19 protein-coding genes and 1 tRNA gene are annotated in these 20,586 nt (G+C 55.4%); 16 read left to right on the forward strand and 4 right to left on the reverse strand.

Annotated elements, in window-relative coordinates:
• Nucleotides 1-11: 11 nt before the first annotated feature.
• The 5 genes from MKX63_RS23730 to MKX63_RS23750 all read left to right on the forward strand — a co-directional run bounded on the left by MKX63_RS23730 (nucleotide 12) and on the right by MKX63_RS23750 (nucleotide 4,566).
• Complete coding sequence (locus MKX63_RS23730) at nucleotides 12-824, forward strand: GTP pyrophosphokinase (RefSeq protein WP_341020513.1); 813 nt, start codon at nucleotides 12-14, stop codon at nucleotides 822-824.
• Nucleotides 814-1,278: a DUF309 domain-containing protein gene (locus MKX63_RS23735; protein ID WP_341020514.1), complete on the forward strand. Its 465-nt coding sequence runs from the start codon at nucleotides 814-816 to the stop codon at nucleotides 1,276-1,278. Before MKX63_RS23730 ends, MKX63_RS23735 begins: the two co-directional genes overlap by 11 nt.
• Nucleotides 1,279-1,345: 67 nt before the next feature.
• Nucleotides 1,346-2,968, forward strand: a complete 1,623-nt coding sequence (locus tag MKX63_RS23740) for an RsmB/NOP family class I SAM-dependent RNA methyltransferase (RefSeq protein ID WP_341020515.1) — start codon at nucleotides 1,346-1,348, stop codon at nucleotides 2,966-2,968.
• Nucleotides 2,969-2,971: 3 nt separating this feature from the next.
• Nucleotides 2,972-3,736: a pseudouridine synthase gene (locus tag MKX63_RS23745; RefSeq protein ID WP_341020516.1), complete on the forward strand. Its 765-nt coding sequence runs from the start codon at nucleotides 2,972-2,974 to the stop codon at nucleotides 3,734-3,736.
• Nucleotides 3,737-3,768: 32 nt separating this feature from the next.
• Nucleotides 3,769-4,566: a Cof-type HAD-IIB family hydrolase gene (locus MKX63_RS23750; protein ID WP_341020518.1), complete on the forward strand. Its 798-nt coding sequence runs from the start codon at nucleotides 3,769-3,771 to the stop codon at nucleotides 4,564-4,566.
• Nucleotides 4,567-4,664: 98 nt separating this feature from the next.
• On the opposite strand, the gene MKX63_RS23755 is transcribed toward MKX63_RS23750, so the two are convergent.
• Both MKX63_RS23755 and MKX63_RS23760 read right to left on the reverse strand, forming a co-directional pair.
• The gene (locus MKX63_RS23755; protein WP_143803672.1) at nucleotides 4,665-4,754 is read right to left on the reverse strand and encodes a sporulation protein YjcZ; all 90 of its coding nucleotides are present in this window, start codon (nucleotides 4,752-4,754) and stop codon (nucleotides 4,665-4,667) included.
• 116 nt (nucleotides 4,755-4,870) lie between these two features.
• Entirely contained in the window at nucleotides 4,871-6,277 is a 1,407-nt protein-coding gene (locus MKX63_RS23760) for an RsmB/NOP family class I SAM-dependent RNA methyltransferase (protein WP_341020520.1), read from the reverse strand.
• 211 nt (nucleotides 6,278-6,488) lie between these two features.
• Between MKX63_RS23760 and MKX63_RS23765 the strand changes: the two genes are divergently transcribed.
• Genes MKX63_RS23765 through MKX63_RS23775 form a run of 3 tightly spaced genes read left to right on the forward strand, consistent with a single transcriptional unit; the run spans nucleotide 6,489 to nucleotide 12,554 of the window.
• Nucleotides 6,489-7,625 carry a glycosyltransferase family 4 protein gene (locus MKX63_RS23765; protein WP_341020521.1) on the forward strand — a complete coding sequence of 379 codons (1,137 nt, stop codon included), beginning with the start codon at nucleotides 6,489-6,491 and terminating at the stop codon, nucleotides 7,623-7,625.
• A 4-nt stretch (nucleotides 7,626-7,629) separates the two neighbouring features.
• Nucleotides 7,630-9,114: a metallophosphoesterase family protein gene (locus MKX63_RS23770; protein WP_341020522.1), complete on the forward strand. Its 1,485-nt coding sequence runs from the start codon at nucleotides 7,630-7,632 to the stop codon at nucleotides 9,112-9,114.
• Entirely contained in the window at nucleotides 9,111-12,554 is a 3,444-nt protein-coding gene (locus MKX63_RS23775) for an AAA family ATPase (RefSeq protein ID WP_341020524.1), read from the forward strand. Before MKX63_RS23770 ends, MKX63_RS23775 begins: the two co-directional genes overlap by 4 nt.
• On the opposite strand, the gene MKX63_RS23780 is transcribed toward MKX63_RS23775, so the two are convergent.
• Entirely contained in the window at nucleotides 12,541-13,674 is a 1,134-nt protein-coding gene (locus MKX63_RS23780; protein ID WP_341020526.1) for a YkvI family membrane protein, read from the reverse strand. The two genes, MKX63_RS23775 and MKX63_RS23780, sit on opposite strands and share 14 nt — an antisense overlap.
• A 176-nt stretch (nucleotides 13,675-13,850) precedes the next feature.
• Here MKX63_RS23780 and MKX63_RS23785 point away from each other — a divergent pair, with 176 nt between their 5' ends.
• From MKX63_RS23785 to MKX63_RS23805, 5 genes are all read left to right on the forward strand, one after another.
• The gene (locus MKX63_RS23785; RefSeq protein ID WP_341020528.1) at nucleotides 13,851-14,420 is read left to right on the forward strand and encodes a xanthine phosphoribosyltransferase; all 570 of its coding nucleotides are present in this window, start codon (nucleotides 13,851-13,853) and stop codon (nucleotides 14,418-14,420) included.
• Nucleotides 14,421-14,528: 108 nt separating this feature from the next.
• Nucleotides 14,529-14,846 (forward strand): hypothetical protein, encoded by a 318-nt coding sequence (locus MKX63_RS23790; protein ID WP_340754713.1) that lies wholly within the window; start codon nucleotides 14,529-14,531, stop codon nucleotides 14,844-14,846.
• 132 nt (nucleotides 14,847-14,978) lie between these two features.
• On the forward strand, nucleotides 14,979-15,200 hold the full coding sequence (locus MKX63_RS23795; protein WP_340754711.1) for a hypothetical protein: 222 nt from the start codon (nucleotides 14,979-14,981) through the stop codon (nucleotides 15,198-15,200).
• A gap of 19 nt (nucleotides 15,201-15,219) precedes the next feature.
• On the forward strand, nucleotides 15,220-16,011 hold the full coding sequence (locus MKX63_RS23800) for an SDR family oxidoreductase (protein ID WP_341020530.1): 792 nt from the start codon (nucleotides 15,220-15,222) through the stop codon (nucleotides 16,009-16,011).
• Nucleotides 16,008-16,685 (forward strand): AlkZ-related protein, encoded by a 678-nt coding sequence (locus tag MKX63_RS23805; RefSeq protein WP_341020532.1) that lies wholly within the window; start codon nucleotides 16,008-16,010, stop codon nucleotides 16,683-16,685. The genes MKX63_RS23800 and MKX63_RS23805 overlap by 4 nt, the downstream gene beginning before the upstream one ends.
• A 432-nt stretch (nucleotides 16,686-17,117) precedes the next feature.
• Here MKX63_RS23805 and MKX63_RS23810 read toward each other — a convergent pair whose 3' ends face one another.
• Nucleotides 17,118-17,576, reverse strand: coding sequence for a hypothetical protein (locus tag MKX63_RS23810; protein WP_341020533.1), 459 nt, complete (start codon nucleotides 17,574-17,576; stop codon nucleotides 17,118-17,120).
• Nucleotides 17,577-17,756: 180 nt separating this feature from the next.
• On the opposite strand from MKX63_RS23810, the gene MKX63_RS23815 reads away from it, so the two are divergent.
• The 3 genes from MKX63_RS23815 (at nucleotide 17,757) to murQ (ending at nucleotide 20,579) form a co-directional block, all read left to right on the forward strand.
• Nucleotides 17,757-17,840: transfer RNA gene (locus tag MKX63_RS23815), tRNA-Leu, on the forward strand.
• Between the two features lie 184 nt (nucleotides 17,841-18,024).
• On the forward strand, nucleotides 18,025-18,888 hold the full coding sequence (locus MKX63_RS23820) for a MurR/RpiR family transcriptional regulator (RefSeq protein ID WP_341020535.1): 864 nt from the start codon (nucleotides 18,025-18,027) through the stop codon (nucleotides 18,886-18,888).
• A gap of 785 nt (nucleotides 18,889-19,673) precedes the next feature.
• Nucleotides 19,674-20,579, forward strand: a complete 906-nt coding sequence (gene murQ, locus MKX63_RS23825; protein WP_341020537.1) for an N-acetylmuramic acid 6-phosphate etherase — start codon at nucleotides 19,674-19,676, stop codon at nucleotides 20,577-20,579.
• Nucleotides 20,580-20,586 lie beyond the last annotated feature (7 nt).

Raw genomic sequence — 20,586 nt, forward strand, 5'->3', positions numbered from 1 at the left:
AGGACAAGGCGATGGACGTCAGGGACTGGGGAACTTTTCTGCTTCCTTATGAACAAACGGTGGAGGAATTGAAGGTTAAATTCAAGACGATGCGCTCTGAACTCAAGAAAAGGGAAGAATACACTCCGATTGAATTCGTTACCGGCCGTGTGAAGCGGCTGTCTAGCATACTTGAGAAGGCCAAACGGTTAAATGTCAAAATGGAGGATCTGGAAACGGGTATTGAGGATATCGCCGGCATTCGCATTATGTGCCAATTCGTGGAGGATATCCGCAGAGTGGCGGAATACATCCGTGCCCGCAAGGACCTTGAAGTGCTATATGAGAAGGACTACATTACCAATTATAAGGAGAGCGGCTACCGCAGCTTCCATATGATCATCCGGTATCCGGTACAGACTGCGCTGGGTCAAAAGATTGTACTGGCTGAAATTCAAATCCGTACACTGGCGATGAACTTCTGGGCAACCATTGAGCATTCGCTGAATTATAAATACCGGGAGAGCCTGCCCGATGAAATGCGGGTGCGCCTGAAGACGGCAGCAGAAGCGGCATCCATTCTGGACAGCGAGATGTCGAGTATCCGGGAAGAGATTCTGGAGGCCCAGAAGACCTTCGAGGAGAACTCGAACATGACGACCCAACTGCTGAAGGCGATTCATCAGCTGTATTTCTATCATCTTGTGAATGAAGCGATTGAGAGCCAGGAACGGTTCAATGCGATCTGGCAGGCTCAGGATATGGATGCAATGAAGGAACTGCTGGACCATGTGCGCGAGCTGCTCTCGAAGGCCAAGAAGGGCAGCGAGCCGGATGGCTTATGAGCCGCTGTATCTGGCCTACCTCATCTACTTCAACCGGGACAGGGATTATTTCGAATGTCATGAGGTGCTAGAGGAATTATGGCTGGAAAAGCAGCGTGATCCATTATACAAAGCTCTGCTGCAGGTGGCAGTAGGGCTGTACCATTTCCGTAATGCCAATGTGCGCGGCAGCCTGATTCTGCTGAAACAGTCCCATGAAGTACTGGGCAGATATCCGGCAGTGACGCTGGGTGTTGATCTGGCGAAGCTGGTCCGGGAAGCTGGGGAGTATGTTGCCCTCCTGGAAGCTTACGGTGACCAGCCCTTTGAATATTATGATCTCACAATACGCATCGTAGACCCCGTGCTGGAGGAAGAGGTCAGGCTGGCGGCTGAGTCTACTCCGCCTGTGCTGCCCCAGCGGCGCGGGCCGCAGCGGCCGGACAGACCCAGGCACAGCCCGGATGGCGCTTGACCATAGTAAGGTACAACAGGAGCACCCGCAGGGGTGTTCCTGATTATTTGAGCGGGAGGAAGGCATCATGACGGCACAACTGCCCGGAGCTTTCGCGCAGCGTATGAAAGAGCTGCTGGGACCGGAATATGAGCAATTTATAGATACCTATCAGCAGTCACCCTACGGGGGAATCCGTGCCAATACACTGAAAATAGCGGTGGACGGGCTGCGGGAGCGTTCCCCCTTCACACTGGAGCCGATTCCCTGGTGTCCTTCGGGCTTCTATACCGGAGAGGGAGCCAGACCCGGAAAGCACCCCTATTATCATGCGGGGCTGTACTATATTCAGGAGCCGAGTGCCATGGCCCCGGTTGAACTGCTGGACGTTCAGCCGGGGGACCGGGTGCTCGATCTGTGCGCAGCCCCGGGCGGCAAGTCTACCCAGATTGCTGCCAAGCTGCAGGGCGAAGGCCTGCTGGTCTCGAATGACCTGCATCCTGAACGGACGAAGGCGCTCGCCAAGAATCTGGAGCTGTACGGCGTGCGTAACGGCATTGTCCTGAATGAGCGCCCGGAGCGGATTGCGGCGGCCTTCCCGGGGTTCTTCGACCGGATTCTGATCGACGCGCCGTGTTCGGGTGAAGGCATGTTCCGCAAGGACGAGGATATGGTCAGACAGTGGGAGCCGGGAACCCCGGACAAATATGCGGAGATGCAGCGGGAGATTCTGCGGGCTGCAGCTTCAGCGCTGAAGCCCGGCGGTACCATGGTGTACTCCACCTGCACGTTCGCTCCGGAGGAGAACGAGGAGATGATTGCCGGGTTCCTGTCCGGGCATCCGCAGTTCTCGCTGGTTCCCGTAGGCGGAACCGGTCCGTTCGCTGCCGGACTCGGCCGATTGCCGGGTGCGGCGCGGCTGTGGCCGCATAAGGTCAAGGGGGAAGGGCATTTCATGGCGGTATTACGCCATGATGGAAGTGACGGAGCGGAGAGAGAGACATCTGAGACCGGTGCAGCAGTGAATGGGGCTACGGTGACAGACACTTTAGAGAACGTAAAAGCAGGAAATGATCGGAGAGAGAGAACTCTGCCCGCCGCGCCCCGGAGCAAGGCTGGCAAAACAGACTTTCACAGTAAGGCAGTTCCCGGTAAGGAGAATTACGGCCGGGGCGGCAAGGGAGGACGCGGATCTGGACACGGCTCCGGCTCTGGCTCTGGTAGAGCCGGAACGGGTCCAGGTCCGCAGTCACAGCGAACTGGCGGGGAAGCGATAGCGTTCGCGGTCTATGCGGACTTCATTCAAGAGCTGCTGGGGACACAGCCGCCCGGACATGCCATATGGTTCGGCGATCATCTATATCTCTCCCCGTTGCCGCGAGAAGCGCTGGACGGTCTGAAGACGGTTCGGCCGGGCTGGTATGTGGGGCAGATCAAGAGCGGCAGATTCATTCCCGGTCATCCGCTCGCTACAGCACTTCGTCCTGAGGAGTGCAGCCGCTCAGTATCGTTATCCAGCGCCGGCGGGGAAGCGGTGTCCTACCTGAAGGGGGAGACCTTGTCGATCCCCGCAGAGCGCTTGTCCATTAAGGAAGGACATGCATACAAAGGCTATACCCTCGTCTGCATCGACGGCTTCAGCGCAGGCTGGGGCAAATGGCAGGACGGACTGCTGAAGAACGAATATCCCGCTGGGTGGAGGTGGACTTAGAGTATGGCTGCAGGAGGAACTGCGAATAAGAAGCAGCGGATTGACAAGGTGCTGTCCCATATGGGGATCGGCTCGCGCAGCGATATCCGCAAGCAGGCCAAGCAGGGTCTGATCACAGTAAATGGTGCAGTCGTCAAAGACAGCGGGTTCCATGTAGACCCGCAGCAGGACCGCATAGAGGTAGGCGGGGAGCCGGTCCTATACCGGGAATTCATCTATCTGATGATGAATAAACCGCCGGGTGTATTATCCGCCACTGAGGATAAACGGGACCGCACGGTTCTGGATCTGCTTAAGCAGGAGCATGCGCTGTTCGAGCCGTTCCCGGTCGGGAGGCTGGATAAGGATACTGTGGGTCTGCTGCTGCTCACGAATGACGGCAAGCTGGCACATGAGCTGCTGTCCCCGCGCAAGCATGTCCCCAAAACTTACGAGGCCACCGTAGAAGGGGAGGTCGATGCAGCGGATGTGGCTGCTTTTGCCGAGGGAGTTACGCTTGAGGATGGTTATGTGACCCTGCCCGCGCAGCTTAGCATTCTGAGCAGAGAACGGGGCAGCCGCGTGCTGTCGTATATCTCACTCACCATTACGGAAGGCAAATTCCATCAGGTGAAGCGGATGTTCGTGGCTGTCGGGAAGAAGGTAGTGTTTCTGAAACGGGTGTCAATGGGCGAGCTGAAGCTGGACGAGACGCTGTCCGAGGGAGCCTGCCGGGAGCTCACGGCCCGCGAGCTGGAGCTGCTGCGCGGCGGCGGGGCTGGGGAATAGAGGTAGACTATACAGAGATAGGATGATGGGGTATGAAATACAAACTGATTGCACTGGATGTAGACGGAACACTGCTGAATGATGAGCATCAGCTCAGTGAAGAGAACAAAGCGGCGATTGCAGAGGTTACGCGTCAGGGCGGGCAGATTGTCCTCTGCACAGGACGCAGTCCGCAGAATTCGATTCCTTTTATGGAGGAGATGGGCTTGTCGGGGTATGTGCTGGGCCATAACGGGGCGGCTACGGTGAGTGTCAAGGACCGTAAGGTGCTGCACCAGTACGGGCTGGACGCCAGAGGGCTGGACCCGTATATCGCCTATTGCCGCGAGCGTGATATCCATTTTGATGTGAACACTGCGTTTGAGATGTATGTGGACAATGTGGAGAACCTGACCAAAGAAGCCCACTTTATGTATGAGCATTTCCGCATTATGCCTGCATCTCTTCCCGCCTGGGAAGATTTCCGCGAACCGATTGTGAAATTCACTGTGTTCACGCAGTCCGATATTCTGGATGAAGCGCAGCGGGAGTGGGCTACGTGGGGAGAGCAGTACAATATTCTGCGCAGCGGAGAGTTCTTCGTTGATCTTATGCACCCCGAATCCTCCAAAGGAAATGCCCTGAAGCACCTGGCTGCCGAGCTTGGCATCCCGCAAGAGCAGGTGCTGTCGATCGGCAACTATTATAATGATATTTCCATGCTGACGTATGCCGGTCTGGGTGTGGCAATGGCTAACTCTCCGGTGGAGGTCAAAGCAGCCGCAGATGTGATCACCGGCACCAATAATGACAACGGCGTGCGCGATGCGCTGGTGAAGTATTGTTTGTAAGCGGGAAAGTACAACACGTATAGTAATGAAAAAGCAGCCTGCCCCCGTTAAGGGAGCAGGCTGCTTGAGGTCCGTGTGCTATGCTGCTTATAGCGGAATTAGACGAACAACGAACGGGAAATGATTACGAGCAATATGAAGAGTACCAAAATCGCACCGGTCGAAGTGAAGCCTACACCTGCACCCATGTCTGATTCCTCCCTTGATTCATGTCTGTTCCCATTTGCCGGCGCTTAAGTCCGGCGGATCTCCATGGGATAATGACATCATATGCGTAGGGAGGCTTAATGAACTGGTCAACTGCCTAAACCTCGTCAAGATGGGCTTTTTGAATCCGCAGACCCTTGGGCAAATGATTCTTGAGCTGGCCGGAGCTGGCTTTGCCCCAGCCCACGGGCAAGCCGTCTACGGTTACCAGTGTCCAGCCATGCAGGCTTGAAGGAACCGGCAGGCTCTCCCCGTGCAGCCAGGCCTGGATTTCCGGGCCATCCGCAGGCATATCATAGCTGCGCGCCGCCTGATCCGGCCGGAGTGCCATGGCCAGAGCGTGGGCAGGCTCGATCCGGTTCTTTTTGAGATGGGCAATATGCAGTCCGGCACGCGGCACCTTGAGCCCGTTCAGTATTCCGGTGTGCAGCCGCTCACTGAATGCCTCAGGCAACAGATAGAGGGATTCGCCGAAGAGAAGCGGCACGCCGTGTCCGGTGAATCCGGGCAGCTCTTCTGCCGCCCAGCTCATAAACTGCTGATAGGCCTCCCTAAGCGTAGCATTTGCCTTCTGACCGTTACTGCCGCGTTCACCGCGTTTACTTTTCCTTTTAAGTGAAGCAGATTCTGTCTGATCAGCGGAAGCAGCCTTGTGGAGCAGAGCCGCGAAATGCCCTTCGCCCCGCTCCAGATGCGGCCACAGCCGCTTCGTAACGATTAGCGTCATATCGGGATAGGTCTGCACGAAGCGCTCCATCGTCTCCTCATTCTCCTGACGGTTGAAGGTACAGGTGGAATAGACCATATGACCGCCAGGCTTCAGCATCAGATACGCATCCTGCAGAATATCCCACTGTCTGGCTACACAGATCTCCACATGCTTCGGGGACCATTCGTCTATTGCCGCAGGGTCTTTGCGGAACATTCCTTCGCCGGAGCAAGGCGCGTCCAGCATAATGCGGTCGAACACCCCAGGGAATCTTTTGGAGAGATCACCGGGAGCTGCGGAAGTAACCAGCGTGTTGCTTATGCCGAGACGCTCGACGTTTTCGGCCAGGATTTTGGCCCGCTCCGGGTGGATTTCATTGGAGATGAGCAGCCCTTGCCTCTGCATCAGCGAGGCGATATGAGTGGTTTTGCCGCCGGGAGCGGCCGCCAGGTCGAGAACGAGCTCACCGGGGAGCGGCTTCAGCAGCTCGGCTGCGGACATTGCGGAGGGCTCCTGAATATAATATAGTCCGGCGGTATGATACGGATGTCTTCCCGGCCGGACCGGGTCCTCATAGTAGAAGCCTGTTGGGCACCATGCTACCTGTGACAGGCCGAATTGTGCGATTGCCTGCTCCGCTGCGGCGCGGCCGGAAGGTGCACTGCTTTTTAACGTATTGAACCGCAGACCCTGGGTCCGCTTAGCAAGATAGCTCTCCAGAAAAGCGTCCGCCGTATCCCCTAGCATCTCTCTAATGTTAGCGGTGTACGCGGCAGGCAGCCGTTCTTCATTCATCTTTCATTCTCCTCTAGTTCAAAATCCAAGATAAGTAAAGCTGTCATCTTAGTTGCTGTTTCGGGTGGATACCGATAAAATTAGGATATGGAACCTTAGCGTACCTATACCTGTAGCTGTACCCGTATTTATTATTGTACATATACACAACTATATCATAATTGCCGGCCTTCACCGTAAATAGGGCAATTGTAAAGGGAGATGTACCAATATGAACTTGCTGCAAGCGCTATTCTTCCCGCCGGAGCAGCCCGGTGGTGTATCTTCTATGATCCCTTATCTGCAGGAACGCTTCCGCTCTAGCCGCTGGGAGATGGATTTGTTCTGGCTGCCGAAGCGTATCCGGGGCAAGGGACGTGAAGACATTGTCTTTGAAACCTTCGATTGGACCGTGTACTTTGATAGTCCGGTTGTGCAAAAATACATTCAGACCTACCGGGATTACATCTGGTGGACCAAGCTGCGCATGAGCAAAAATTACGATCTGATCCATGCCCATCATCCGATTGCGGGGCTGGCGATGAAGAGAATTTATCCTGATGTGCCCTTGATTCAGACGCTGCACTCCAGCTATGAGCGTGAATTGATTCTGAACGGATTGATCCGCGAGGGGGGAATTGAGCATCAGTTCCTGGTCGCCATTTACCGTGAGCTGGAGCATGTGAGTGACAGGCTGATGACGGTTTCGCGTGCTTTTGCCGATTATATGACTCCTTATATTGAGCGGCCGGACAGCATCGGAGTGATCCCGAACGGATTCGACGAGAAGCGGTTCAAGCCTGTCCCGCATGAGAATGACATTCCGCAGCTGGTCACGGTTACCCGTCTGGTGCCGGCCAAAGGCATAGATATTCTGTTCAAGGCCTGTGCCGAGCTGAAGAAGCGGGGGCATGAATATGTGCTGCATATTATCGGGGACGGACCGAGCCGGGCGGAGCTGGAGAAGCTTGCGCAGGAGCTGGGCATATATAATGAGACTATTTTTTACGGCTATACGCTGCATCCTGAGGAATTCATGCCGTTCTTCGATATCTTCGTATTGCCTTCGCGGGCGGAGGCGTTCGGTTCGGTATTTGCCGAGGCTGCGCTGAGCTGTCTGGCGCTGGTCGGGACCAATGTGGGCGGCATTCCCGAGCAGATTGAGGACGGGGTGAACGGGCTGCTGGTGAATCCGGATGATGAGCTGGGACTGGCAGATGCTCTGGAAAAAGTAATCACGGACCCCGGTTACCGCTATGAGCTGTCGCGCTCGGCTTGGGATAAAGCAAAGAGCCTTTACTCCCTGACGCGTGTAGCCAATGAGCTGAAAAAAACCTATCTGCAGTTCCAGCCGGGAATGAAGGGGTGAGGCTATGATTCCTTTTCGTTTCCTGCATACAGCGGATATGCATCTGGACAGCCGGTTCGCCGGTCTGTCTCATCTCCCGCCGGAAATCCGCTCCTATCTCCGGGAGTCCACCTTCGCCGCCCTCGGGCGGCTTGTTGGCGTAGCCATCCTGCAAAAGGTAGATTTCGTGGTCATTAGCGGCGATGTCTACGATGTCTCGGATGCTTCGCTTCAAGGGCAGCTCCGGTTCCGGGAGGCCTTGGAGGAACTCGGAAGCCACGGGATTCAGGTATTCCTGATCCACGGTAACCATGATCCGCTGGACGGTCCGCGCCTTAGCTCAGCACCGCCTGCCCATGTTACGGTATTCGGCGGCAGTGAGCCGGAGCGCGTTACCGCCCGCCGCCGGGAGGACGGACGGGAGGTAGCTGTGATCAGCGGCATCTCCTACCCGACCTCCAAAGTGACAGAGAATACAGCTCTGCGCTTCAGCCGCCAGCCGGGCAGCAGCCTGTTCCACATCGGCCTGCTGCACGGCAATGTGGACGGGGATCTCCAGCATGAGACTTACTCCCCGTGCACCCGGAAGGATCTGATCGGCAGGGGCTATGACTACTGGGCGTTGGGGCATATTCATAAGCGGAGTATTCTGCATGAGCATCCGCCTATCGTCTATCCGGGCAACATTCAAGGAAGAAGCATTAAGGAGACCGGGCCGAAGGGCTGTTATACGGTTGATGTCAGTGCAGAGGGTGCAGTCCGGCTGGATTTCCATGAACTGGACAGTGTACGCTGGGAGGTCCGCGAGCTCTCTATTGAAGGGCTCACTGACGAGGCAGAGTGGACCCTGGCTGTAGAGAATGCAGTGGAGGATATCCGCAGAGAGACTCCGCAGCTGATGTCTGTGGTCAGATTCCGCCTGACCGGGCGGGGCGATATACATAAGGTGCTGGCTGAGAAGGGGGCGGCGGATGATCTGCTCACTGAGCTCCAGCGGCGGGAAACTGGGCGCGCAGTGCGCAAGGAATACGCAGGCTTGGTCTGGACGGAGGGCTTCTCCATCGAAACGGGACTTGCGGTTGACCGGGAACACTTGCTTCTGGAGGACAGCTTCCTGGGTGAAATGCTGCGGCTTGCCGGGCGCAGTGGCGGGAATGCCGCAGAGCTGGACGAACTGGTCGCTACTGCGCTGAGACCGCTGATGGAGAATCAGGAGCTGCGCAGGCTGCTATTATCCGCAGGAGCCGAAGAGAAGCAGGAATGGCTGAGAGGTGCAGCAGAGCTGGGAATCACATTGCTGAGCGGACTGGAAGAGTCAGGAGTGACGCCGCTGAATACTGCGGCAGAAGGTGAAGAGTCTTCTGTTGCGGATAGTGAGGCATTGCTGGCGGAGGTTGAGCTGGCGGCGGGAAGAGCGACGGCGGAGGCTGACGGATTGACGACGAGTAAGGCCGCTGCCGTAGATACAGGAGATAGTGGCGGACAGCAAGGCCGGGAGGTAGAGGAATGAAGATCGATTCATTGCGGATAGGCGGCTACGGAAGGCTGGCTCAGCGGGAGATCGGACTGAATGAAGGAGTCACGGTTCTGTTCGGACGCAACGAGGCTGGTAAAAGCACGACCCTGCAGTTCATCCGTGCCATGCTGTACGGCATTCCCGGCAGGGCAAATCCGGCTGAACGGTACGAGCCGCTGCAAGGAGGGACGCACGGCGGGGTGCTGGAAGCAAGGGATGAGTCCGGCGCATTATGGACCATCCGCCGGTATGCATCCGGCGGCGCGGGGCCGGGCAGAGCGGAGAAGCTGCATATTGCAATTCTCCATCCGGATGGCCGCACGGAGGAGCTGAATCAGGCGGAGCTGGAGCGGCGTCTGCTTGGCGGCATCTCCCGGAGCATGTTCCGCCAGCTGTTCGCTGTCTCGCTTGACGAGCTGCAGGAGCTGGGCGCCTTGCAGTCCGGGGAAATGAGCAGCTACCTGTTCCATGCCGGGATGGGCGGCGGCGGGGAGATTATGCGGGCCGAGAAGCGTCTGGTCCAGGAGGCGGAGAAGCTCTACAAGCCGCGCGGCAAGGTCCAGGAGGCGGCCAGGATTCTACAGTCTATCGGGAAGCTGGAGCAGGAGGTAGCGGAGAGCCGCTCTTATCTGCCGAGATATAACGGGAACACGCTGGCTCTGGAAGCTGCGGAGCAGCAGCTGGAGCAGATGAAGCTGGACCGCGAGCTCGCCGGGGCAAGGCTGATGAAGCTGCGCAAGGCGCAGGACATCCGGGAGCTGTGGCTGAAATGGAGCGAAGGCCGGCTGGAGCTGGAGGAGCTTCCTGTGATTGCTTCGTTCCCGGATAACGGGGCGGAACGCTGGAGGTCCCTTACAGCCGATCTGCGCAGCTTGCAGGGGGCGGCGTTCCGGCTGGAACGGCTTACAGCGGAGCTTACCGCAGAGCTGGCGGCGAATCCGCCTGATCCTCTGCTTGCGGAGCAGGGGCCTGCGCTCGAAGCGCTGGACCGCAGCCGCAGCAGCTACGAGGACAAGCTGTCGGAGCAGCAGCGGATTCAGGCGGAGCTGGCGGCTCTGCGGGAGCAGCTGGAACGCCTGCTGCGCAGCATTGGCGCAGGCTGGGATGCCGCAGAGCTTGCGGGCTTCAACCCGGCCGCCGCGGATCGGGAGGCCGCGCGGCGTTACGCCGCCTCTTTTGCCGGATATGACCGGCAAATGGAGACCCGGGGCGCGGAGCTGCTGAGCCTCCGCGCCCGCAAGGCCGCCGCCGCTGCTGCGCTGCAGGCAGCCGAGCGCCTGCTGGCGCAGGAGCACGCCAGCGGCGCAGCGGACTTCGCGGGCCTGGCCCCGCGCAGCCCGCGTGAACTGGTGCAGCTCTGGGACGAGCTGCAGCAGGCCGCCGAGCGCTGGCGCGAAGCGCAGCTCGGCCCGGAAGGCGGCGCGTCAGCTACGCGCCGCAGGGATACCGCCGGGGGCAGTAGCCGCCCCGGCGGGGGCCCGCGCCGGGCGGCACGCTACCGGCGCCTCCTGCAGGCGGGCGCAGCGCTTACGCTGCTGCTGCCGCCTGCGCTGCTCTTGACCGGCGCACCGCCGGTCAGCGTATGGTCCGCGCTCGGCCTGCTGGCCGCAGCGGACCTGTGGCTCTGGTCCGCCCTGCGCGCAGCAGGGGCGGCGGGGTCCCCGCCGGAGCCCGGCGGCGGGGAGGCGGGCAAGGCCGCAGCGGAGATGCTGCGGCTGCGCGGGCTGTTGCTCTCCGGCGCGGAGCGGGAGAGCGGGCAGGCGTCCAGCCCGGACGCAGGCGGGCTGGAGGCCGGGATGCGCGAGCTGCGCCGGCTGATGGAGGCCTGGGGCACCTGGCGCCAGAGCGTAGACCGGCAAGCCGCTGAGGTCGAGGCCTGCCGGACGGAGCTTGCGCAGCTGAGCGGACAGGAGCAGGTGCTTACCGGCGAGCTTGCGGAAGCGGAGACCCGCTTCACAGAGCTGGCGGCGCGCTACGAAGAATGGCTGCGTCAGCGGAGACTCCCCGAAGGGCTGTCGCCGGACGGCCTGCCGGATATCTTCGCCCTGGCAGAGCAGGGCCATGAGCTGCTGCGCCAGGAGACCAAATGGTCTGTGCGGCTGAGCGGCTTGGCTGCGGAATGTGCGCTCTATGAGCAGGAAGGGCTGAAGCTGCTTGCAGCTGCGGGGACCGGACGGCCAAATTCTATTCCCTTTGTAGCTGAGCAGCAATCACTACCGGCTGTTCCGCTTACTGCACAGCACCGATTATTGGCTACAGAGTCTACTGAGCAGCACCAGCTACCCGCTACCGAGGCTACAGTCCAGCAGTTGCTATCCTCTAACGATTTATCTGCTTATCAGACGTCAATACCCAGCGAAACTACTGAGCAGCGCCGTCTACCCGCCACCGATCCTACTGCCCAGCATCCACCCGCAACTCAAGCTGCTCCCGGTCAACCTACCCCAGCCGCCCTCTTAACCTGGCTGGAGCTGCGGAAGCGGGAGTGGGATCAGCTGAAGGCGGAGCTGCTGCGCAGAGAGAGTACGGAGGCACGGCTGGCTGAGGTCCAGGAGGAGCTGGCAGGGAATCTTAGGGAGCAGGCGGAATTGAACCTGCGGTGCTCGAAGCTGCTGGAGGAAGGCGGTGCTGAGGATGGTGAAGACTTCCTGCGCCGTTCTGCTGTGTGGCTGAGACGGATAGAGGTTACGCGGTCCGTGCGTCAAGCGGAGCTGGCGATGTTCAGCGGCTGGGATGCCGAAGGGCGGACGGAGCTGCTGAGTCTGCTGGAGCATCTGGATGCAGGGCGGCTTGCGCAGGAGCGTCTAGCTGCGGAAGAAGCGGCAGTCGAGCTTGAAGAGGAGCGGAGCGCACTGCTAGAGCAGCGCGGCAAGCTGCTGCAGGAACGGGAAGCACTCTCGGTGCGCGGCAAGGAAGACACTGCCCTCCAGCAGCTGGAGGAGCAGCGGGCGGCACTGCGTAATCTGGCCGGCCAATATGCGGTAACAGCGCTGGCGGCCGAGCTGATGGGGCGGACGCGCAGGATCTATGAACAGGAGAAGCAGCCTCAGGTGCTGCAGCTGGCCTCCCTGTATTTCTCGAAGCTCACGTACGGGGAATACCGCCGGATCGTGATGACGCTGGGGCACAAAGAGCTGAAGGCTGAACACAAGGATGCCGGACTGCTGGACAGCGGACTGCTCAGCCGGGGAACCGCGGAGCAGCTGTATCTGGCGATCCGGCTGGCACTGGCAGAAACGATGAGCGGTAAGGTCAATCTGCCGCTGTTCTTCGATGATCTGTTCGTTAATTTCGATGAACACCGGCTGCACGCGGCCCTGGCTCTGCTTGGCGAGCTGTCGGCTTCCCGGCAGATCGTCATGATGACCTGCCACCGCCACGTTGCCGAAGCTGTGGCGGGCATCATTCCTGCTGCAACAGTTATTTCCGTGTAGTCCGGATGGCAGGCTTGATGCTGACAATCGTGATCCCCTGCTTTTTACCGCCCGCACCTCCTGTTGGGGGCTTGCCCTGACCTGGCGGCGGAGATATGGGGGAACGCACGAGCATGACTACCCATATCAGACACAGCGCGCCGAAGATCGGGTAGAAGATGCCCAGCAGCGAGCTGAAGCCGAATTGGCTGAACACATAGCAGATCAGCATGAGCAGCGGGGCGACAAGCGCAGGGGCAACCGGGAGCCGCTGCTGGAGCTGTACGCTTACCCCGTAGATCCCCGCAACGAAGGTGCTGAAGATTTCCATGAAGATCAGCAGCAAGAAGATCATCTGCACCACCGGACCCAGCCGGACGGCGATGCTCCCCATCGGAATTTCGAACTGCAGGATGCCCGGCATCTGCGAGCTCATGGCAAAATGGGCCGCCAGCAGCATGAACCCGATGCCCGCTCCGCCCAGAATACCGCCGCGCACCAGCGCACGTTCGTCATCCGTATGACGGGCCAGCGGAACCAGTACAGCCTGGGCCATGCCAAGGTTGAACGAGGTATAGAGCAGCGGAGAGATCCAGGCGTTGATGCTGCTGTAATCGGTGGGCAGGAAGAGGAAGCGTTCGGCTCCCGCCACGCCCAGCGTATTACAGACAAGAATTAGCGACAAAGTAAGCATCAGGGGCACCACAAGGCTGTTGATCTGCAGAATGCCGGAAATGCCGCGCTTCAGCAGCAAGTAAGATCCGAGGAGAGTCAGAAGCAGTCCAGCCTGATAAGGAAGGCCGAGATGCTCCTTGAAGATCGCCCCGGCGCCTGCCAGCATGATGCTGTTCACCCCGATCAGAATAATCATGGTGAACAGGCTGATGATGGTCCCAGACTTGGCTCCGAACAGATGGCGGTTGAAATCCTCATACGAATCCGCAGAGATTTTCCGGGCGATGATCATCATTTTGGTGCCCAGCCAGATAAAGAGAGCGGCAGAGAACAGAATCGTCAGCAGGGCCCAGTGGCCGTATCTGGTGAAAAAACGGAGGATTTCCTGGCCGGTAGCGAATCCGGCGCCGACAATGGTACCAATATAAGTGAACGCGATCTGTAATGTGCGGACATGTGACTTCATGCTTAGCCTCCTTATGAATGCTGCGAAGTTTATAATCGCGGGGCCTGCAAGGATATAGCCTTGTGTAGTCCGCATAGTACAGGTTATGATGAGGAACAGAGGGACATGACTTCCGCCTGGACGAACAGGTGTGATTTCGGTGGAACGTCTATAAAGGGTAATGGAGGTTTACAATTATGGAAATATTGAAACAGCGGATTTTGGAGGAAGGTGTAGTCGTCTCGGATCAGGTGCTGAAGCTGGACGGGCTGCTTAACCACCAGGTCGACCCGATGCTGACGATGGAAATGGGACGGGAATTTGCCCGCAGATTTGCTGAGGCTGGAGTGACTCGCGTAGTGACTGTGGAATCCTCGGGGATTGCCGTGGCATTTGCCACCGCTTATGAGATGAAGGTGCCGCTGGTGTTTGCCCGCCGCAAAAAAACGCTGCTGGCTGATCCCGACGCTCTGTGTGAACGGGTTCCATCTTTTACCAAAGGGATTGTTACGGACATCATGCTGTCCCGCCAGTTCATCTCGGAGGATGACAAAATCCTCTTCATCGATGACATTATCGCCAACGGCGACGCGGCCCGCGGCCTGATTAAGATTATCCAGCGTTCAGGAGCCGAGCTGGTGGGCCTTGGCGTAGTAGTCGAAAAAAGCTTCCAGGCCGGTGCACGCACGATCCGCGAACAGGGAATCCGTCTGGAATCCCTTGTTGATATTACCTCTCTTAATGACGGGACAATTGTTTTCGGATAAGGTGGAAGTGACAATAACAGGAACACAGCCTATTTTTCAAACATCTGCTTTTCACCCTATAAGTTTTCCTTTATAATAAAAATTAGACATGAGAGAGGAGGCGTCACAATGGGGAATGAACCGGTGACAGAGCAGTTTTTTATTGATAAACTAACCGAGGCTAAGGATCACTTCGAACGTGCGCTGGATTGCAAACACACGGAGTTCGACGATTTGTATCCCTATATGATCGAACATCCTCAGTTTTTCTGGTACAAACGTTATGTTGCTTGGTCAGAGCTTTTGACAATCACAAGTTTGTGTGAAGAGCTGTCGTTCAGCTGGAGACAGACATTCACAGAGCATCAGGTCGAATATCTGGAACAACGTGTGATGTCCGCTAAAGTTCTTGACTTCTGGTTTGAGAAGAATGAAGCGCTGATATAGGAACTTCATAAGACATACAGATTGCTTTTGAAAGATAACTAGACCCGGATGATTCTCATTTGGGTCTTTTTCATGACCGGATTCAGAGTTGAATTTGGACAAGCTAAGCACAGAGAGGAGAGCAAGAATACTATGATCAGCGATGAACAACTGGATGCCTACCGGATTTCTGGTGAGCGGGTAAGAGTCGTGCGCGACGGGCTGGCGAGCAATGATATCAGAGGGATCGTGCTGGCCTGGGACGAGACCCAGGTGATGATCCGGCGTCCAAACAAGCATGTGGTGAAGCTGGACCGGAGATACCTGTATCAGCCGGTGAGCGAGCCCAGACCAGAAGCCTATACCCCGGAATGAGCGGAGAATGGAGGTCAAGATGAGTCATCATAATAAAATAGCGATAGTCACCGGCGGCGCGGGGGGAATCGGACGCTGCATCACCGAAGAATTCCTGAAGGCCGGAGCAATGGTTGCCTGCATCGATACGGATTCTGCAGCCGGACACTGGCTGGAGGAGCGGTATGGCACTGAGCGGCTGTTTTTCTATGCGGGCGATATTGCGCAGCAGTCCGTGCTGGATGATTTCACCGCACAGGTGATCAGCCGTTACGGACAGGTCGATTATCTGATTAACAATGCCTGTATCAGCAGGAAAGGGCTGCAGTCCGAGTGCACCTATGAGGATTTCGAGTATGTGCAACGGGTCGGAGTGACGGCACCCTATTATCTGACGCTGCGGCTTAAGCCGTATTTGGCCCAAGGAGCTTCTATTGTGAATATCTCCTCCAGCCGGGAGCGGATGTCGCAGCCGGATACCGAGAGCTACACTGCCGCCAAAGGCGGAATTGGTGCATTGACCCACGCTCTTAGTGTAAGTCTGGCCGGCAAAGCCCGGGTGAATGCCATCAGCCCGGGCTGGATTGATACCACGGCTTATCACGGTACAGAGGAATCGGTGGAGCCGGTTCATACCGAGCCGGACCGGCTGCAGCATCCTGCGGGACGGGTCGGAACTCCGGCGGATATCGCGGCTATGGTGCTGTTCCTGTGCACTGAGGCTGCGGGATTCATCACGGGCGAGAACATTACAATCGATGGCGGGATGGGCAAGCAGATGATCTACCACGGAGACGGGGGCTGGACCTATCGCCCTGGAGGGCAATCATGAAGCTGCCGGTTATCAAAGATGCCGGAGAACTGGCCGCACTGGTGCGGGAGATCGGGTACCTGCCCTTGTTCCGCTGTGAGATCGCAGGCTTCTCTCTGGAGGAATGCACGCCTGCGGGCTACTGGTTCGTGAAGGATGTAATCGGCCCGTGGGAATGGCGCGAGGAGATTGCGGCCGGGGGCGAGATCGCTTATGCGAAGCTTTTCAACAAGAAGGCCGGGTTCATCAGCAGAGAATGGTATCCGGACTTCGCCAATTACCGCCGTGACGGTTATGACTTCGACGCCAGATATGATGACGGACTGGCCTCCATGGCCAGCAAACGAATAATGGATGTGCTGCTGGAGCATGAGGCGGGGCTGCTCTCCAGTGACCTCAAAGCGCTGTCCGGCTTCGCAGCCAAAGGTGCCAAAGGCTTCGACACAGCCATGACGCTGCTCCAGATGCAGACCTACATTACAGCCAGCAAATTCGAGTATAAGCAGGACAAGCATGGCCGTCCCTACGGCTGGGGAATCGGCCGTTATGCCGTAAGCGAGCATGTATTCGGAGCGGAATGGGTGACTTCGCAGTACAGCATTCAGCCTAAAGCATCCATGGAGCGGATTATGGAGCATACAGCCAAGCTGTTCCCGGAGGCAGGAGCGAAGCAGCTGGAGAAGGTCTTGAAGTAAGTTCGCTCGGGCTGCGAACCGGCGAACGGCAGGAAGGGGCCGGGTTGCTGCTTGGACCAAGGTAATCGAAAAACCGATTACAATTGCTCGCGCGAAGCTACCTGGATCAAATGTAATCGAAAAACCGATTACAATTGCTCGCGTGGAGCTACCTGGATCAAATGTAATCGAAAAACCGATTACAATTGCTCGCGTGGAGCTACCTGGACCAAATGTAATCGAAAAACCGATTACAATTGCTCGCGCGAAGGCACCTGGACCAAATGTATGCGGAAAACTGAGCTTAATCCCCCAGTGTTCCCGACAATAAAATTCACCCAAGCCGCTCACCGCCAGCATATTCAAATCTTGTGCTGCACCCGCACCAAGAGCCTCGTCCTATTTGGGGCGAGGCTCTTGGTGACAGCAGTATTATCCATTACAAAGGACAGCTTAGATGGTCATGGCCAACTGTTCGGCTTGTTCATCCCGGGGAAGAATGGAGGCGAGCTCGGCACCCAGTCCGAGGTAGGCGCGCATACGCTGCATCATCTCATTACGGAAGCCGGGCCATAGAATATGGATCTCGCCAACATAGCCCCGGCAGTTATACTCGGCGGTAACTCCGCGCTGATCCTGGCGCACAGTACTGATCTTGAGCTGGCTCACGGTAAGCTCGCGGGTAACCTCCTTCAGCATCAGGGATGTCTTCTTGGTAGCGCTGGATACCAGCTCCATGTAGAGCTGGGGAGTTTTGAACAGACCGCTCTTGCCGATGGCACGGCAGTCGCGTTCGAATACTTTATGAATAAACGTTAGCAACAGATAGCTTCTGACCAGGGACAATTCATCTTTGGTTATATTCTCAGGGATTGTTGGTGTATTTAGGGGGTGTCTCTTGGTAATCGCCATTATAAATCACCTCATTTATATTATGCGAACCTTTGTTCTCATTATACACCGAATCCGCAAATAAAAGCAATATTTTACTTGCAATTTATGGATAGAAATTTACAATAAAATAAACTTGACTCCATAAATCTGGCATGGTAAGATCTATCTTGTGACTGCGAAAGCAAGTCAACTGAATATGCGGTCATGGCGGAATTGGCAGACGCGCTGGCTTCAGGTGCCAGTGGTAGCAATATCGTGGAGGTTCGAGTCCTCTTGACCGCATTACCGTAAGAATGAATAAGCTCTTGAATCAGTCCTTTTGACGGTTCAGGAGCTTTTTTTGATTGGTTAGATCTGATTGATAATAAGAATTAGGTGTGCCAATATGGTTTTGCTATTGAAATAGGCCGCCTGTATTGTTTATGATAATATCTATGATATTCATTAAATCTTGAGTAGGTAGATTATGAATTTAAATGACAATATATTAATCAAGATTCGTGAAATGAGGGAAAGCTTTACTCCGGTTGAACGGCTGGTCGGGGATTATATTCTGGAGAACAAAGAAGAGATTCCCCATTTGTCCATTAAAGAATTGGCCCAATCGAGTAAAACAAGTGATGCCTCGGTCCTGCGGTTCTGTAAAACAATGGGCTACAGCGGATACCGCAATTTTATTGTGAGTATATCAGCTTCTTTGGGTTCCCGCGATGAGGATGCAAAGGCCCAGTATACAGATATTCAGCCGGGTGATGAGCTCTCGACCATTATTTCAAATATTTCACTCAATAACATGAAATCCATTGAGGACACACTTAGTGTGGTTGACCGGAATGAGATTGCAAGAGCAGTAGAAGTGCTGTGCCATAGCAAAAGAATTGTTTTCTTTGGCATTGGAGCCTCGGGAATCGTCTGTATGGACGCGGAACAGAAATTCTCTCGCATTAACAAAATGTGTCATGCTTATACAGATGGCCATAGCCAGCTCACGGCAGCAACCTTACTCGGAAAAGACGATGTTGCCATTTTTATTTCTAATTCTGGTGCAACCAGTGACATTATTGACGCCCTGATCATTGCCCAGAAGAATAAAGCGACATGTATTGCGGTTACCCGGTACAACAAAAGCGAGCTTGCAATGCGGGCGGATATTGTTCTCAGCATATCTACCCCTGAAATAACAATCCGCAGCGGTGCCATGGGCTCACGTATTGCTATGCTGACGATCATCGACATCCTGTTTGCCGGTGTGGCAAGTGCAGAATACGAGCAGGTAAAAGCCTCTTTAACCAATACCCATAATATTTTGAAGAAAAAACTCAGATATTAAGTACTCAGAATCGAATAGACTTGGAGGAAGCATTGATCGGTCATCGGTCAATGCTTTTTTATTGTATAGGAAACTATAGTTTCCTGCTGCTGCAGCAAAGGTGTGTGTAGATTTGTGGATAAGAGCTCTTGGAATGATTCGGAGGTAGAGTGACTGTGAAGCTAAAGGTGGCGGAAGATAGGCTTAGAACCTATAGAATGGGAGAGTACAACGGCATATGGACTAAATGTATGTGAAAAACAGCATATATTGTGTTCACAGCAGGCACACGGCCTGAATGTATATGAAAAACAGCATACATCCTGCTCGCAAGCAGGCCTAGGAACCAAATATATGCGAAAAACAGCATACATTGTGCCCGCAAGTAGGCAAATGGACCGAATGTATGGCGAAAACAGCATACATTGTGTTCGCTCGCAGGTAATCTCATTCACCCGTTAGGTTGATTTTGGTCTTCCCTTAACGATGTCAGATTATCTACATCACAGAATGTTTGATTCTGGCGAATCTAATGACTTGTTTTTCAAGAATACGGCAGAAGGTGTGATAATAACGTTTGACAAAAGTGAGAATCGCTTATTGTAAGCGCTTTATAAATGTGGTATAACTGATTATATGAGATTATGAAATAAAAAATCGGAATAATATTCATAAATAAAATTTTATTTCAAAATCTATTGACGGCTTTAGGGATATATATTAGTATAAAAATTAATAAATGTATGATATTCTAACATGAATTGTTAGATACATGGAATTTATGTTTAACAAGAAGGAGGATGACTATGAATGACTACCTTGCGGGATTAACCACAGAAGCCGTGAATCCGGACACCCTGATGATTGATGAATGTACGACTGAACAAATGGTCCAGTTAATGAATCAGCAGGATGCTCTGGTCTCGGCAGCCGTCGCTAACGAAATCCCGCAGATTGCAAGGGCGGTAGATATTCTGCACCACAGGCTGTCTGCCGGCGGGAGAATGTTTTACATAGGAGCCGGCACCTCCGGAAGATTGGGTGTTTTGGACGCTTCCGAATGTCCTCCTACCTTTGGTACAGATCCTTCGATGGTACAAGGATATATCGCCGGGGGTGATATTGCTCTGCGGAATGCGGTTGAAGGCTGTGAAGACGATGACGAGGCAGGGACCGCATTAGTCGATAGCATCGGGGTGACAGACCAGGATGTAGTTATCGGCATTTCGGCAAGCGGGAGCGCCAGGTTTGTGATTGCAGCTCTAGCGAAGGCGAAGACGCTTGGGGCCGCTACCATCGGTGTGTGCAACAACAAGGGCTCCAAGTTTGAACCCATTGCAGATATTTGTATTTCACCTGTTGTAGGACCGGAGGTCATTAGCGGCTCGACCCGGTTGAAGGCGGGAACGGCTCAAAAGCTGGTGCTCAATATGCTGACCACATGTACTATGGTCAAGTTGGGGAAAACCTATAACAACCTAATGGTTGATTTAAAAGCCAGCAATTACAAGCTGGTAGACCGCTCCCTCCGCATTATTATGAATACGACGGGTGTAGACACCCAAGCCGCCTCAGAGACACTTGAAAAGGCAGGAATGAATTGTAAGCTGGCCATCATGATGATTAAAACGGGGTTAGACGCAAAAGCGGCAGAAGAAGCGCTTGAGGCTAATGGAGGACGCCTGAAGCAAGCGATCCTCTCATTGAATTAAAGCGCAG

The organism is Paenibacillus sp. FSL R7-0179 (assembly GCF_038002265.1).
In the GTDB taxonomy this organism is placed as follows: domain Bacteria; phylum Bacillota; class Bacilli; order Paenibacillales; family Paenibacillaceae; genus Paenibacillus_AQ.

What these genes read in the sequence shown, in the direction of transcription:
- MKX63_RS23735 (WP_341020514.1), top strand. Translation starts at nt 814, where the DNA reads ATGGCTTATGAGCCGCTGTATCTGGCCTACCTCATCTACTTCAACCGG.
- MKX63_RS23795 (WP_340754711.1), top strand. Translation starts at nt 14,979, where the DNA reads ATGATCAGCGATGAACAACTGGATGCCTACCGGATTTCTGGTGAGCGG.
- MKX63_RS23785 (WP_341020528.1), top strand. Translation starts at nt 13,851, where the DNA reads ATGGAAATATTGAAACAGCGGATTTTGGAGGAAGGTGTAGTCGTCTCG.
- MKX63_RS23780 (WP_341020526.1), bottom strand. Translation starts at nt 13,674, where the DNA reads ATGAAGTCACATGTCCGCACATTACAGATCGCGTTCACTTATATTGGT.
- MKX63_RS23740 (WP_341020515.1), top strand. Translation starts at nt 1,346, where the DNA reads ATGACGGCACAACTGCCCGGAGCTTTCGCGCAGCGTATGAAAGAGCTG.
- MKX63_RS23765 (WP_341020521.1), top strand. Translation starts at nt 6,489, where the DNA reads ATGAACTTGCTGCAAGCGCTATTCTTCCCGCCGGAGCAGCCCGGTGGT.
- MKX63_RS23745 (WP_341020516.1), top strand. Translation starts at nt 2,972, where the DNA reads ATGGCTGCAGGAGGAACTGCGAATAAGAAGCAGCGGATTGACAAGGTG.
- MKX63_RS23800 (WP_341020530.1), top strand. Translation starts at nt 15,220, where the DNA reads ATGAGTCATCATAATAAAATAGCGATAGTCACCGGCGGCGCGGGGGGA.
- MKX63_RS23755 (WP_143803672.1), bottom strand. Translation starts at nt 4,754, where the DNA reads ATGGGTGCAGGTGTAGGCTTCACTTCGACCGGTGCGATTTTGGTACTC.
- MKX63_RS23810 (WP_341020533.1), bottom strand. Translation starts at nt 17,576, where the DNA reads ATGGCGATTACCAAGAGACACCCCCTAAATACACCAACAATCCCTGAG.
- MKX63_RS23790 (WP_340754713.1), top strand. Translation starts at nt 14,529, where the DNA reads ATGGGGAATGAACCGGTGACAGAGCAGTTTTTTATTGATAAACTAACC.
- MKX63_RS23775 (WP_341020524.1), top strand. Translation starts at nt 9,111, where the DNA reads ATGAAGATCGATTCATTGCGGATAGGCGGCTACGGAAGGCTGGCTCAG.
- MKX63_RS23760 (WP_341020520.1), bottom strand. Translation starts at nt 6,277, where the DNA reads ATGAATGAAGAACGGCTGCCTGCCGCGTACACCGCTAACATTAGAGAG.
- MKX63_RS23805 (WP_341020532.1), top strand. Translation starts at nt 16,008, where the DNA reads ATGAAGCTGCCGGTTATCAAAGATGCCGGAGAACTGGCCGCACTGGTG.
- MKX63_RS23750 (WP_341020518.1), top strand. Translation starts at nt 3,769, where the DNA reads ATGAAATACAAACTGATTGCACTGGATGTAGACGGAACACTGCTGAAT.
- MKX63_RS23730 (WP_341020513.1), top strand. Translation starts at nt 12, where the DNA reads ATGGACGTCAGGGACTGGGGAACTTTTCTGCTTCCTTATGAACAAACG.
- murQ (WP_341020537.1), top strand. Translation starts at nt 19,674, where the DNA reads ATGAATGACTACCTTGCGGGATTAACCACAGAAGCCGTGAATCCGGAC.
- MKX63_RS23820 (WP_341020535.1), top strand. Translation starts at nt 18,025, where the DNA reads ATGAATTTAAATGACAATATATTAATCAAGATTCGTGAAATGAGGGAA.
- MKX63_RS23770 (WP_341020522.1), top strand. Translation starts at nt 7,630, where the DNA reads ATGATTCCTTTTCGTTTCCTGCATACAGCGGATATGCATCTGGACAGC.